Genomic DNA, 13,921 nt, shown 5'->3' with positions numbered 1-13,921 from the left:
ATGCGAAGTAGAATATTTTTATACCTATTCATTTTTTCTGTACTATTCATACTATTCCAATTTATGAATGCTAAAAAAGCTAAGGAGTCTTATGATGGAAAGATCGAAAATTTAATGGCTAAAATAGAGGAGAAGGAAGCACTGTTAAAGTCTAGAGATGTGGAGAAAGATTCCTTGATAGATAAAATCCTTGATCTTACATATTTTTCTTTAGAGAGTGATGAAGAAGCTATTAGTTATTTTGAAGAGCAGGGATATGTTGCTGAAGAATTGGCATTGACAATTAGCGATCAAATTGTAAGTCAGAATAAAGCAGGTGCTGATAATCCGATCGTTCCTTTTGTTGGTATGGAAGGTAATATGGCTATAAATAAGGTAAGATTGCTTAATCATAAATGGATCATCGCTGATTTTACAGATGGTGTATATTGGGGCCAATTGTTTATTATTTATGATGTTAGAAAGGATGGAGTAGTGGATTTTGAAGTAGAAAAATCATTTTTGTATCCTAGAAATTAAGAGATCATAAAAGTTTATATGAAAAGACCTACTAAACATTAGTAGGTCTTTTTTATGCTCTAATATTCTACGAAATCGTTATAGTGAACTGTTATGATTTTTCTTACGTTTCTTTGGTTTAACTGAAAATTTAATAATTCGATATGGCTATGTATGGTTATACCCTTATTCTAAAGCTATTCTAGTATATTTGAATCGTATCTAAATTAGAAAACAACAGTACATATGAAGCCAAGATTTTTTTCCTTTCTATTTTTTGGAATTGTAACGTTTTTAGCGTTTTCGTGTAAAAATACTTCAAGTGATTTTATTGCGAATATTGATAGTTACCAAGAAGATCGATTTATTGAAATTCCGAGAGATCATGGCAAATATATTTTCAAATTATATACTGATAAAATTATAGAAACTTCTTTTATTCCAACTGGTGAAACTTTTAATCCACAGTCTCACGCAGTAGTTCTGGAAAAAGGAATTGTTTCGCAACTAACCGAAACGGACAAAACCATTGTGTATGGCTCAGATGGTATCCAAGTTCATATCACCAAAGAACCTTTTCATATATCCTATACGTATAAAGGGAAAGAATTAATTTCTGAAAAGGATGGGTATGTCAAAACAGATTCTACAGAGATTCTGAATTTCAATTTAGATAAAGAAGAAGTAATATACGGAGCAGGAGCAAGAGTCGTAGGAATGAATAGAAGAGGTAATCGATTGCAGTTGTATAACAGAGCACATTACGGATATGAAACTCGTTCTGAACTCATGAATTACACAATGCCATTAGTGTTATCTTCAAAAACATATGCGGTTCATTTTGATAATGCACCTATAGGATTTCTGGATATAGATAGTAAAAAAGATAATACATTGAGTTATGAAACTATTAGTGGCAGAAAGACCTATCAGGTAGTAGCTGGAGATGATTGGAAAGATTTGATGGATCAGTATACAGATTTAACCGGGAAACAACCACTACCACCAAGATGGGCGTTTGGAAATTTTGCTAGCCGTTTTGGATATCATTCAGAAAAAGAAACAAAAGAGACTGTTGCTAAGTTTAAGAATGATTCTATTCCGCTAGATGCCGTCATACTTGATATTTATTGGTTCGGAAAAGATATTAAAGGACATATGGGAAACTTTGAGTTTCTTAAAGATTCATTTCCTAATCCCAAACAAATGATCAATGACTTCAAAAATCAAGGAGTTAAAACGATATTAATTACAGAACCATTCGTTTTATCTACATCAAAAAAATGGGAAGAAGCCGTAGCCGAGAAAGTTTTAGGAAAAGATTCCTTAGGCAATCCTTTTGCCTATGATTTCTATTTTGGCAATACCGGAATTATAGATATTTACGATCAAAAAGGCGCAGCCTGGTTCTGGAATATCTATAAAACCTATACTAAAGAATATGGAGTAGCAGGATGGTGGGGAGATTTGGGAGAACCAGAAGTGCATCCTTCAGCATTATTACATGCAACAGGATCTGCAGATGAAGTACATAATATCTATGGTCACGATTGGGCAAGATTGGTTCAAGAAGGATATCAAAAAGATTTCCCAGAAACACGTCCGTTTATCTTAATGCGAGCAGGATATTCCGGATCACAAAGATTCGGTATGATTCCTTGGTCTGGTGATGTGAGCAGAAGTTGGGGAGGATTGGAGCCGCAAACCGAAATTGCATTATCTATGGCGATTCAGGGGTTAGGATATATGCATTCGGATCTTGGTGGATTTGCCGGAGGAGAAAAATTTGATGCAGAGTTATATACTCGTTGGTTGCAGTATGGAGTTTTTCAGCCTATTTACAGACCACACGCTCAAGAACATATTGCTCCAGAACCGGTTTTTCACGATAAGAAAACTAAAGAGCTGGCTAAAAAGAGTATAGAATTAAGGTATCAAATGCTTCCATACAATTATACCTTGGCTTTTGAAAACAATCAAACCGGAGTTCCGTTAATGAGACCTTTGTTTTTTGAAGATGCTGATACCAAAGAATTACAAACAGTATCCAATACTTATTTATGGGGTGATAACTTCTTGGTTTCTCCGATCGTAAAATCAGGAGTGGCATCAAAAGATGTGTACTTCCCTAAAGGATCTAATTGGTATGATTTCTTTACTGGTCAAAAATATGAAGGAGGAAGATATATTACTGTAGAAACTGCAAAAGATCATATTCCGGTATTTGTAAAAGGAGGATCATTTATTCCGATGGTTGAAACGATTCAGCATACAGAAGTATATAGCACAGAGAAGTTGATAGTGCATTATTATTATGATACAAATGTCGAAAACAGTTTTGGAAAATTATATGATGATGATGGTAAAACACCGAATGCTTATGAAAAAGGAAAGTTTGAAATCCTAAATTTCGAAAGTAAGAGTATTGATAATAAGTTGTCTATAGATTTTAAAGCTAATACAGGAAATGGATATGCTAAAACAACTCGTAAGATCTCGCTAATTGTTCATAATATTGAAACCGCTCCAAAATCAATTACTGTTGGAGACAAAACCGTTGAAGCCGATTGGAATGAAAAAGATAAAACTTTATCTATAGAATTTGACTTGAATTCTGCGGTGATTGAGAAGGTGGAGATAATCTTTTAGGTATATTTAATTTTTTAATAGGACATACCTGATTGTTACTAAATATTCTAAAATCAAAACTTGAATCTTATAAAAAAACGAAAATTAATACGATATTTAGGAATCTTTTTAATGTTCTTATTGATTGGACATTTTTTATCTTTTTATTTTTATGACCAGTCATTAAGTCAAATAAAAGATCAAGAAATGATAGGGTTTTACAATGATTTTCTTATTCTAAATTTAGGGTTTTCTTTGTCAATTGGCTTTTTACCTTTTCTATATCTGACAAGTAAAAAACTATCATTTCTGAAATCAAAAAATAAATTGGTTGCATTTCTCATTCTTACAATTTCCTCAGGTGTTTTCTTATGGCAATACAGAATTTCGAAAATCAACGAAAGTTTAAGATTAAATCCCAAACAAGAACCTATTGATTTTGATGATCTACAATTAGAGTTATATTGGTTCATTGGATTGCTGTTGGGAAGTATTTTAAGTTTAATAATGTTTAAATTGATAAATAAAATTTCTAAAACAACAAAAAAGATTTAGTAACATTATATATAAAATCAGAGCAAAGTTTAACGCTTGATTGAAAGGCTGTTTTGTTTTTGCAATGGTGCTAGATTTTTATAAATTGAATAAGAAAGAAAGACGCGCAGATGGATCAATTGGTTTAGGCATACTAGCTTTGCTTCGATTCATATATTTGGCTTTATACACTATTCGAATCAGGTAAATGGGAAAACATAAAAATTCAGAGTGGTATTTGGTAGCTAGCAAAGAACTTATAAATAAATATGGTGATATTCCACCGCCTTGGATATATGCCCCAAATTCTCATCCTTATAGCATGCATTGGCGAATGGGAGAAGGAGAGACACATATTATGATTTTGAATGAATGGCTTGATCAAGCAAAACTAAAATTTGATGATCGCGTAACTTATTTGAAAAAATATCCTGTTCCTGCAAGATGGTACCAATGGATCATACATTTTTTATGGAATGTGGATTCGTATGAATTTGAAGAACTTGATTATATCCCATATTTTGAAAAGCTTGAAAAATTAGGCTTTAAAAACACGAATGATTTTACAAAGGATTTTAATAGAGACGACCTGGATTAAATTGGTGCTAGTATGAAACTCTATTCAGAACAAGAAACAAACAAAGAGTATATCAGTCGAATAAATTTGGCATTGCGATATATTGATGATCATCTGGATAGTGAGTTGTCATTATCATCTGTTTCGAAAGTAGCCTTTTATTCTCCTTTTCATTTTCATAGAATCTTTAAAGCAGTAATTGGGGAACCCCTTAATGCTTATGTAAACAGGAGACGGATTGAAAAAATGGCTTCAGTTTTAATGCATAAAAAAGAGGTAAACATTACGGAATTATCGCTTCAATATGGCTTCAATAGTAATTCTTCGTTTACCAGAGCATTCAAAAAGTTTTATGGAGTGAGTCCAACAGAATTTCGAAAACAACTTCCAAGTAAATTTAGCAAGATTCGTAAAGCCGAAAGCAAGATCGGACAAGAGAATTTGATCTTCGAAAAATACATTTGCAATATTAATAATCATTTAAACTGGATTACAATGAATGCAAAAATTGAAGTTAAAGAAACACCTGAGTTACATTTTGCGAGTATCACTCATATAGGAATGAATGGAATCGAAAACGCTTTTGAAAAATTAATACAATGGGGGAGATCCAAAGGGATTCTAGAAAATCCTGAAACCAAAATGGCAAGAGTGTTTCATGATAGTTTTAAGATTACTTCACCGGATAAGGTGCGAATGAGTATCTGTATGTTAATGGATAAGCCAGTGATTGCTGAAGGTGAAGTTATTCCGGGTACTATCAAAAAAGGGAGAAGTATTGTGGGGCGTTTTGAAATTACACCAAATGATTTTGAAAAGGCCTGGAGCAGTCTTTTTGTATGGATGAGTGAACAAGGGTACCAAAAAGCAGAAGAAAAACCCTTCGAAATTTATCATAATGATTTCCGAACACATCCGGAGAATAAATTTTTGGTAGACTTTTATATACCTATTATATAAATAAATAAACTGAGGTAGTCGTTTTATAATACCTCAGTTTGTCCTATTCTAATTACGTTAATCCATCAATAAATATTTGTTGTAATTACTTGTAGATAAATATTCTTTTCTGAGTTGTCGCAGAAAAGTTACAATTTCATCTCTTTTAAGATAGTTGTCTTTAAGGCAATCTTTAAAATCTTGGTCATTAACCGTAAGAACTACGTACCATTTTCCGCTACGACTGGTATATAAATTTTCAAGAACCGGATTTACTTCATTGGCTTCTAAAGCAGCGTCTATAATCATTGGTGCAAGATTGATTGTACTAGAGGTTCTTTCAACCTCGTGAAAAGAAAGATAATATTCTTCCTTATTTATGATAAAAGGAGCGTTCCAAGCTACGTCTTTATCATTCAGCTTAAATTTGTAATTAATAAACTGATAAAACTCATTAGCGTTTTTAGGATCTTCAAAAATAAAAGAGCTTCTTTTTGGAAGTCCTTTTTTGAATTTTTTAGCCACCATTACCTTATCTTCTTTGATGTTGGGTGCTATTCTTGTAGGTATACAAGATGAAAATAGTAGTAAAAAAAATGTAATATATGATAAAGCCCTCATGATTTGATTTTGGTAATGCTTATCAAATTTAATGCCGTAATGATATTTTGCAGATACACAGAACATCCTTATTTTAGGGATAGTGATAAAAGGTTATCTATAAAACTCTAAAAATCATGAAGACAACGGATGCACCCATTACTGTTGAAGAAACTTTTACCGTTTCAATTGATAAGGTTTGGAAAGCAATTACCGATGTAAGAGAAATGAGGCTGTGGTTCTTTGATAATATAGAATCGTTTATACCAGAAATAGGATTCGAGACACAATTTTTAGTACAGGTAGAAGATAGAAAATACACACATTGCTGGAAGATTACTGAGGTTATACCGAATAAGAAGATTACCCATACTTGGAGTTATGAAGAATACCCTGGTGATGCATATGTTACCTTTGAGTTGTTTAAGGAAGATGAGAGGACAAGGCTGATACTTTCTCTAACGGTAACCCAAGATTTCCCATCAGATATTCCCGAATTCACTAGAGAAAGTTGCCAACAAGGATGGAATTACTTTATAGGAGAAAGATTGACAACATATTTGGAAAAATAATTTGATTGGATTTTAGGATTTATTAATTATCTGGGATTTTTATACATTAGCTGTGGTCACCTATATTCTAAAGTTTTAAGTAATGGAAAAGAACAAATCCGTAGAAGAATTTATTTCAAAGAAATCTGAATGGAAAGAAAGTTTAGAATTATTAAGATCCATCATGCTTTCTACAGAAATGAAGGAAACCATAAAATGGGGAGCTCCTGTATATACTATTGGAGGTAAAAATGTAATAGGTTTGGGAGCTTTTAAATCGTATGTAGGAGTTTGGTTTTATCAAGGTGTGTTTTTAAAGGATGAACGTAAGAAGTTGATTAATGCCCAAGAGGGAAAGACCAAAGGCCTAAGACAATGGAGGTTTAATTGTATGGATGAGATTGACAAAAAGCTTGTATTGCAGTATGTAGACGAAGCGATTAAGAATCAAAAAGCAGGTAAAGAAATAAAGATAGAGAAGTCTAAGGATATTGAAATCCCTAATGAATTACAGGCAGTTTTAGATACTAATCCTGAAGTGAAGGTAAGCTTTGGCAAGTTAACACCATTTAAGCAAAAGGAATACAAAGAATATATAGCTACTGCAAAACGAGAAGCTACTCGAATTTCAAGAGTAGAAAAAATTATACCGATGATCCAAGGAGGTGTAGGCTTGAACGATAAATATCGCTAAAAGCTACTTCAGAGAGCTATCTTTTAATAATTTTTAGGGTATTCTTATCTTTTATCTTTAAAAAATACATTCCCACTGAATACTCTGAAATATCAAAAATAGCACTTCTACCTTTTTTAATAATTTTGCCGGAGTTATCTGTGAGCACCCATTCATTCTCATCAGGTAACTGTACCATTCCGGTTGTAGGGTTTGGGTATAGGTACACCGTTTGCTGATCTGGAGTATCAGGAATACTTAATACATTTTCGGACACCCATTTTGCTGTATTGTTAGCATTGGTGGCTCCGGCGCTTGAGAAGTTTCCGCCTGCAAAAATTTTATCGATTCCATCACTATCAGAAGCAAAATTAATGCTATTGATTTTAATATCTACTCCCACATTTGTATCAGTTCCCATAGCATTCCAACCATCAGTTTCGTTCCATCTGGCAACGTTGTTTACAATAATACTATTACCGTTGTCTACATTGGCAGTATCAAAAGCACCACCTACATAAAGATTAGTGCCATCATGAATCAGTGTATTCACAATATTGTTAACACCATTTCCTAAAGAAGACCAAGTCGTCGTGTTTTTATTCCATCTTGCAATACGATTTACTGTTTGACCTCCCGCAATAGAAAAGTTACCTCCAATAAATACTTCGGTTGATGTAACGGCTATAGCTTCTACAAAACCACTAGTTCCGGTTCCGAGAGTTCCCCAATTCGTTCCATTCCAGGTAGCAATTCTATTAGCAGTAGTATTTCCCGCTTCATCAAAATTTCCACCTACATACAAAGTTCCGTCATTGTCCAATACCAAAGATCTGACTTCATTATTAGTTCCTGATATACCACTGGTAGCATCTGTTAATGCAGACCAGTTTGCTCCATTCCAGAAAGCAATATTTCGTACTGTATTTCCATTTACCGTTTCAAAAACACCACCGGCATAGATATTACCACTATCATCAATTTCAAGAGCTGCTACGGTTCCGTCGACTCCAGATCCAAGCGCAGACCAATTGTTACCATTCCATACTGCAATATTTTTGGCAGAAATCCCTCCTATTTCAGTGAAGGCTCCACCTGCATATAAATTTCCATTAGGGGCAATTTTAAGCGTATTAATAGTTCCATTGGATCCTGTGCCTAATGTTCTCCAGCCCGTTGATTCATTCCATACGGCAATATTGTTAGCTGTTGTGGTTCCTGCTTGACTAAATGTTCCGGCGTGATAAACATCGCCATTTGTATCTGTAACTATAGATTGCACAATACCATTTGGGATTCCTTGATTTAAATTATCCCATTGACCAATACCATTTACGGCAGTTCCTGAAGGTGTAGAAGTACCGTCTACCAATTTATAGATTTGAGCATTACTTCCGTAATCACTAAAATATAATTCTCCATTTTTATCAACTCCAAAAGAAGATACAAACTCACCAGATGTATTGAAGAGTAATGTACTGCTGGATGCTCCTGTTGATGGATTATAATCTAATACCCAAACTCTTCCACTTACATAATCACCAAAAATATACTTGGAACTGATATCCGGGCTTAAACTGGTAATTTCGGATCCACGATACACATAACCACCGGTAATCGATCGATCTCCTTGATTTCGGTTATAGAAGTGAACAGGAAAAACAACGGGTTCAGTAATAGTAACATCACTATTTGCTACAGAATTAGCTTCATATCGGCTCCAGCCATAGTTTTTGCCATTTTCTATGATGTTTACTTCTTCAAAAGCTCCTTGACCTACATCAGCTCCCCAAAGTCTACCAGTAACTTCATCAAAAGAAAATTTCCAGGTATTTCTAATTCCGTATGCATAAATTTCATCTAATCCATTGCCTACATTACCAGGAAAAGGATTGTCACTTGGGATTTCATAATTGCCATTAGGTAATTCGGGATTTGCTTCTACAGGATTATTACCGTCCAGATCTATATCTATTCTGAGAATACTACCAAAAACGGTGTTTTTATTTTGTCCGTTACCTTCAGGATCATTTCCACCGCCACCGTCACCGATAGAGATATAAAGGTATCCATCAGGTCCGAAAGCAATTTTACCACCGTTATGGTTACTATTATTTTGGTTTTTATCAAATTGAAAAATAATTAATTCACTATCCGGATCAACAAAATTAGGATTCGTAGTACTTACTGTAAATCTCGAAAGCACCATTCTTACTGTAATATTTGGTACAGGACTGTCTGTGGTATAATAGGTGTAGAAGTATCCGTTTGTATCATAATCGGGATGAAAAGCTAACCCTAACAATCCTACTTCTTGGCCATCTCTAAAACGAACACGATCAGTGATATTTAAGAATGTATCGATATCATTAGTGCCTACATTCGTAGTCCTAGGGAATACTTTGATTCTTCCTCTTTGTTCTACAATAAACATACGATCTGTTCCATCTGTCGGAGATTGTATTTCTACCGGAAATTCAAAATCTATATTAGGAAATGCAGCTTCATACGTGATCTGTGCTGTACCAAACATGGTAAAAAAAAGTAGCACGAAAACAGTTGGGGTGGTTAGCGTTTTCATTTTTAGAGTTTTAAGATAAGTGACTCTATTGCAACGAAAAAAACTAACAATTAGTATGGTACCGATATGTTTTTAAAGGTGCTTACTCAGCCAATCTTTAAACTGATAGAAATTTTGAGGAGCTACACCGTGACCCACAGGAAATTCGTTTAAGGTTGTTTGTATTCCCAGTTCGGCAAGTTTTAAAGGTGCTTTGCGCGCCCAATCTATCGGTATTACTTGATCAACACTACCGTGAGAACAATACAAATTAAGTTTTGAAAAATCGTTACGATCATAATTTTCCTTGAGAATATCTTCATTTAGATACCCGCTTAATGCCACTACATTTTTTATTTTTTCAGGGTAGGATAGTGCTACAGCATAACTAAGGATGGTTCCTTGACTAAAACCAAGTAATGTCACATTATCAGCATCCAGATCATAAGCTACAATAGCTTCATCTATAAAATTTGCTATTTTATCTCTAGATTCTATTGCTTGTGTATCGTCACTAAATTTTCCCTGAGCTGCATCAAAATAGATGGCATACCAGGCGTTTCCATACGGTTGCATTGGATAAGGAGCTCTAACGGATACGATAAATAGTTCATCCTGCAACTCTGGAGCAAATGAAAACAAATCATTCTCATCACTACCATAACCATGGAACATGAATAAAACAGGTGTTTTATCTTTTTTTATTGTTGGTTCTTTAATGATATGATGTAGTGACAACGTTTTTGTTTCCATATGTGGAATCTTTTTATTTTCTAATTAGTTTGTAAAAGTACATCTTACAATTGTAGATGTATATGATCATCGTGTCTCACCGCTTGACATCCGTGAAATCTTATTTTAGGGCTTTGCACGCCTAATCGATTTTTAAGATGAGGTTCGATAAATACTTTTCTAACCTTTTGCTCCTTTACAATAGTCAAAAGTAAATCTTTTGTGGCTTTTTCTGAAAGCTTCAGTTCATTATTTGTAATTCCAAAAGTTAGGTATTTTGCAAAATCATATTGCCAGTATCCCTTTTTCTTGCACACTTTGATTTGATTATATTCTCCAGGATTGGGATCTTCATATACTCCATATCCAAATAGAGCTGGTTTTTTATTAGTAATCTTACCTGTTTTATTTTTGTAAATGAAAGAGATATCAATTTTTTTTCCATCATTATGACTAAGATGAGGTGCCAATGGAAAGCCATCAATAAAAGGAAAATTGGCATCCAGATAAACTAGTTTCGTATTGGAATGCTTCTTATTAAGAACTTTTGCGATACTTTGAACAGCGGCATTTAATTCTGGGGTTACATAATTTCGATTACTAAGTATTGTAAAAAAAGAACAAGCCTCTACAAATTCATTGTTTTTAATTTTTTCCCTTCCGAATATGGGAGCCAGGTAGGGTATAACCAAAAAAGTAATCAATACATAAAGTCCTGTAAATAGTCCGAGCTTTTTTATTCTATAGGATTTAATATTTTTCGACAAGGTTATTTCGGAGATGAAGTAAATGAATCCTCCAATTTGAGTGAATAGCGTCAAAACACATATTACTATTACTTTTAAAGCGATTTTGAACAGTCTTTGCATAAAACGATAACTCTTTTTTCTCTTATTTATTTAAATTGTTGTGTCTAAAAATAGTAGTAGGAAAATTCATATTTGTTTTTAAAACATGAAAATGTTATAAAAATTTATAAATGAGAATGTTATATTGATGGTGTTTAGGTTTAATTCCAATAAAGTTAAACGTAATGGTGTATTTCGTCGATAAAAATGCTTTATACTGTAAAAAAAATTCAACAATCGTTAATTAAAAGTTAAAAACATATATAAATTACGGTAAAACCGTAATAAGGATATACCTTGGAGTAACTAAACTCAACAAATAATGAAAAAATATTACTCCTTTCACATTTTCTTGTTTTTCCTAACACGGTACTTTCCAAAACACGTGATGCTTTTTTAGCAAAGGATTCATTCATAAAGAAATTTATCATTTTCAATATACCAATGTCTATTTTATTTGAATGACATATGGTTGTTATGATCTATAATACTTTTAGGTTTTATCCTATTCTTAGTACGCATAAAATTTTAATCATTTAATCCCAAATCTTATGAAAAAAATTACTTATTTATTAATACTAAGCATCTGCTTTAGCTTTAGCTTTACCCAAACAGAAGATAGTTATCAAATGACTGTCACAAAAATATCTGATGCTTACAATGCAAAGGATGCTAATCAACTTTTCGAGTTATTCTCTTCGGATTTACAATCGTCATTTACTTTAGATAAAGTACAAAGCTTTATTACGGATAATCAAACTAAAAAAGGGAAGATGGGAGAATCTTCTTTTTTAATGGATGATGAAGGAAGTAAACGCTATCTGGTCGAGTTCGAAAATTCATCAACAATTCTAGTATTGAAATTATCCCCTGACAATAAAATCACTCAATTATCCCTAGAAGAATATTAAAAATTCTATTTAAACAATTAAAAGTAAAAAAATGAAAAAAAACTTAACGCTCAAATCTACAATACTCTTATTCCTGATCGGAATAATAGTATTCGGTACAAACACTATCTGTGCCCAACAAAGTATGAAATACGGAATGTTAACCTTTAACAAAGCGGTTAATATTTCAGGTAAGCAACGTATGCTAAGTCAGAAAATGGCTAAATCCTATTTATATTTGGTAGAAAACCCTAGCGATACAAAAGCTAAAAGAGATCTTTTAACTAGTAAAATTATTTTTGAAAAACAAAATGGTATTATTAACCAGAACTCCGGTTATAAAGTTACTAAAGACAGAATAGCCAAGGTAGACGTTATCTGGGCAGAATTTAAAAAGTTGATTGAAACTACACCAAATTACGATAATGCAAAAAAGATTATAGAATTAAATACAGATTTACTGAAGGCAACAAATGATGTAGTATCTGCGGTTATTGTAGAATCAAAAGGAGCCAATCAGAGTGATGCAAATTTGCTTGAGGATGATGGGGCAGGTGAATCTGATTTGGAGTTAAAAAAGATGATAAACATGGCAGGTAGACAACGAATGCTATCCCAAAGATTGGCATTATACTATTACGCAAACCAAACAACTTTGAAGACTAAAAATTCAGAACAAATGTTGAATAATGTTTTTAATGAACTCGATGGAGCCATTACTATGTTGCTTATTTCTAATTTTAACAATTCACAAATTGACGATAAATTGGGAGTAGCAATGTCGAAATGGGAGCAAGTGAAAAACAATAAAGATAAGCTTATGAATCAAGGATTTAAGCCAGCTGAAATGTATAAGATTAGTAACGAATTAACGAAAGCTTTTAACGCTGTTACTGGTTTATATGAAAAGGTAAAAATCTAAATAATCACAAAACCCAAGTATTTAAGTGGGGAAATTTACGTATTTTAAACAAGTTTTTTAATACGTATTTTTTTTACCTAAACATTTAAAACCAATTCTACATGAAAAAAAAACTACCATTATTGATATGCACTTTTTTACTAGTGTATAATGTAAAAGCTCAGGAATTAAGTATTGATTTAGATTTTAGAGATCGATTTGAGTATCGTCACGGGTTCAATAATTTGGTTCCTCAGGGAGTCGATCCTGCAGCGATTGTGCAACAGAGAGCCAGGCTTAAATTTGGATACACTTCAGAAAAATTCAAAGCACATTTTAGTGTTCAGGATGTTAGAATATGGGGAGATACCAGACAGATCCTGGACAATGATGCTAATAATAATTTGCAAATAGCAGAGGCTTGGGCATCTCTGGAATTCGGAAAAGGTTGGTCTACTAAATTGGGCCGGCAAATGATCTCTTATGATGATCAGAGAATCCTGGGTGGTTTAGACTGGGCATTACAAGGTCGTTTTCACGATTTGGCTCTGATCAGATATGGAAATGAAAAGATCAAATTGGATCTGGGATTTGCATTTAGTCAGAATGACCTGGACGGACTTCCTAACAATACATCAGGAACTATATATAACGTTACCGGTTTTTTTAGTTATAAAGCCATGGAATATGCGCACTTAACCTGGAAAGCTTCAGAAAAAGCAACGCTTAGCTTTTTGGCGTTAAACAACACCTTTCAGAATGTAGTAAACGGAACACCTACAGATGGATTTTATCATACACACACCATTGGTACACATTCTAAATTTAAATTTGGAGGAATCGGCCTTGCTTTAAATGCTTACCTACAAGCAGGAGAAGGTCCTGACGTAACAGATGCCGCAAGCCCGTCAACAGACCTTTCTGCATATTTAGTTGGGCTAGAAGCTAATGGAAAAGTTGGTTCTGTTGGTATTGGGGGTGGTTTTGAAA

14 protein-coding genes are annotated in these 13,921 nt (G+C 33.4%); 9 read left to right on the top strand and 5 right to left on the bottom strand.

Annotation, left to right across the window (positions count from 1 at the left end):
* Both ACFSR1_RS18540 and ACFSR1_RS18535 read left to right on the top strand, forming a co-directional pair.
* Complete coding sequence (locus ACFSR1_RS18540) at window positions 1–519, top strand: hypothetical protein (protein WP_378294542.1); 519 nt, start codon at window positions 1–3, stop codon at window positions 517–519.
* Between the two features lie 225 nt (window positions 520–744).
* Window positions 745–3,147: a glycoside hydrolase family 31 protein gene (locus ACFSR1_RS18535; RefSeq protein WP_378294541.1), complete on the top strand. Its 2,403-nt coding sequence runs from the start codon at window positions 745–747 to the stop codon at window positions 3,145–3,147.
* Window positions 3,148–3,344: 197 nt separating this feature from the next.
* Here the strand turns inward: ACFSR1_RS18535 and ACFSR1_RS18530 are convergent, their stop codons facing one another.
* Entirely contained in the window at window positions 3,345–3,599 is a 255-nt protein-coding gene (locus tag ACFSR1_RS18530) for a hypothetical protein (RefSeq protein ID WP_378294540.1), read from the bottom strand.
* A 269-nt stretch (window positions 3,600–3,868) separates the two neighbouring features.
* Here ACFSR1_RS18530 and ACFSR1_RS18525 point away from each other — a divergent pair, with 269 nt between their 5' ends.
* Complete coding sequence (locus tag ACFSR1_RS18525; protein ID WP_378294539.1) at window positions 3,869–4,258, top strand: hypothetical protein; 390 nt, start codon at window positions 3,869–3,871, stop codon at window positions 4,256–4,258.
* A gap of 12 nt (window positions 4,259–4,270) precedes the next feature.
* A complete protein-coding gene (locus ACFSR1_RS18520; protein ID WP_378294538.1) occupies window positions 4,271–5,197 on the top strand; it encodes an AraC family transcriptional regulator in 927 nt (308 codons plus the stop codon).
* Window positions 5,198–5,254: 57 nt separating this feature from the next.
* Here the strand turns inward: ACFSR1_RS18520 and ACFSR1_RS18515 are convergent, their stop codons facing one another.
* Window positions 5,255–5,797: a hypothetical protein gene (locus tag ACFSR1_RS18515; protein WP_378173272.1), complete on the bottom strand. Its 543-nt coding sequence runs from the start codon at window positions 5,795–5,797 to the stop codon at window positions 5,255–5,257.
* A 116-nt stretch (window positions 5,798–5,913) separates the two neighbouring features.
* Between ACFSR1_RS18515 and ACFSR1_RS18510 the strand changes: the two genes are divergently transcribed.
* Together ACFSR1_RS18510 and ACFSR1_RS18505 are read left to right on the top strand one after the other, a co-directional pair.
* Complete coding sequence (locus ACFSR1_RS18510) at window positions 5,914–6,348, top strand: SRPBCC family protein (RefSeq protein ID WP_378294537.1); 435 nt, start codon at window positions 5,914–5,916, stop codon at window positions 6,346–6,348.
* An 82-nt stretch (window positions 6,349–6,430) separates the two neighbouring features.
* Complete coding sequence (locus tag ACFSR1_RS18505) at window positions 6,431–7,021, top strand: YdeI/OmpD-associated family protein (RefSeq protein WP_378294536.1); 591 nt, start codon at window positions 6,431–6,433, stop codon at window positions 7,019–7,021.
* Between the two features lie 16 nt (window positions 7,022–7,037).
* Here ACFSR1_RS18505 and ACFSR1_RS18500 read toward each other — a convergent pair whose 3' ends face one another.
* The 3 genes from ACFSR1_RS18500 to ACFSR1_RS18490 all read right to left on the bottom strand — a co-directional run bounded on the left by ACFSR1_RS18500 (window position 7,038) and on the right by ACFSR1_RS18490 (window position 11,161).
* Window positions 7,038–9,581, bottom strand: coding sequence for a PQQ-dependent sugar dehydrogenase (locus tag ACFSR1_RS18500; protein WP_378294535.1), 2,544 nt, complete (start codon window positions 9,579–9,581; stop codon window positions 7,038–7,040).
* Window positions 9,582–9,653: 72 nt separating this feature from the next.
* A complete protein-coding gene (locus tag ACFSR1_RS18495; RefSeq protein WP_378294534.1) occupies window positions 9,654–10,313 on the bottom strand; it encodes an alpha/beta hydrolase in 660 nt (219 codons plus the stop codon).
* 44 nt (window positions 10,314–10,357) lie between these two features.
* On the bottom strand, window positions 10,358–11,161 hold the full coding sequence (locus ACFSR1_RS18490) for a hypothetical protein (RefSeq protein ID WP_378294533.1): 804 nt from the start codon (window positions 11,159–11,161) through the stop codon (window positions 10,358–10,360).
* Window positions 11,162–11,691: 530 nt separating this feature from the next.
* On the opposite strand from ACFSR1_RS18490, the gene ACFSR1_RS18485 reads away from it, so the two are divergent.
* From ACFSR1_RS18485 to ACFSR1_RS18475, 3 genes are all read left to right on the top strand, one after another.
* Entirely contained in the window at window positions 11,692–12,051 is a 360-nt protein-coding gene (locus ACFSR1_RS18485; protein WP_378294532.1) for a hypothetical protein, read from the top strand.
* A 31-nt stretch (window positions 12,052–12,082) separates the two neighbouring features.
* Complete coding sequence (locus tag ACFSR1_RS18480; RefSeq protein WP_378294531.1) at window positions 12,083–12,952, top strand: type IV pili methyl-accepting chemotaxis transducer N-terminal domain-containing protein; 870 nt, start codon at window positions 12,083–12,085, stop codon at window positions 12,950–12,952.
* A 101-nt stretch (window positions 12,953–13,053) separates the two neighbouring features.
* A partial coding sequence (locus ACFSR1_RS18475; protein WP_378294530.1) for an alginate export family protein occupies window positions 13,054–13,921 on the top strand: 868 nt, incomplete at its 3' end.

Origin of the sequence: Aquimarina rubra (assembly GCF_042684305.1) — a bacterium.
Classification (GTDB): Bacteria; Bacteroidota; Bacteroidia; order Flavobacteriales; family Flavobacteriaceae; genus Aquimarina; species Aquimarina rubra.
The sequence above is the reverse complement of the archived record's forward strand: the minus strand, read 5'-3'. Positions and strand labels throughout refer to the sequence as shown.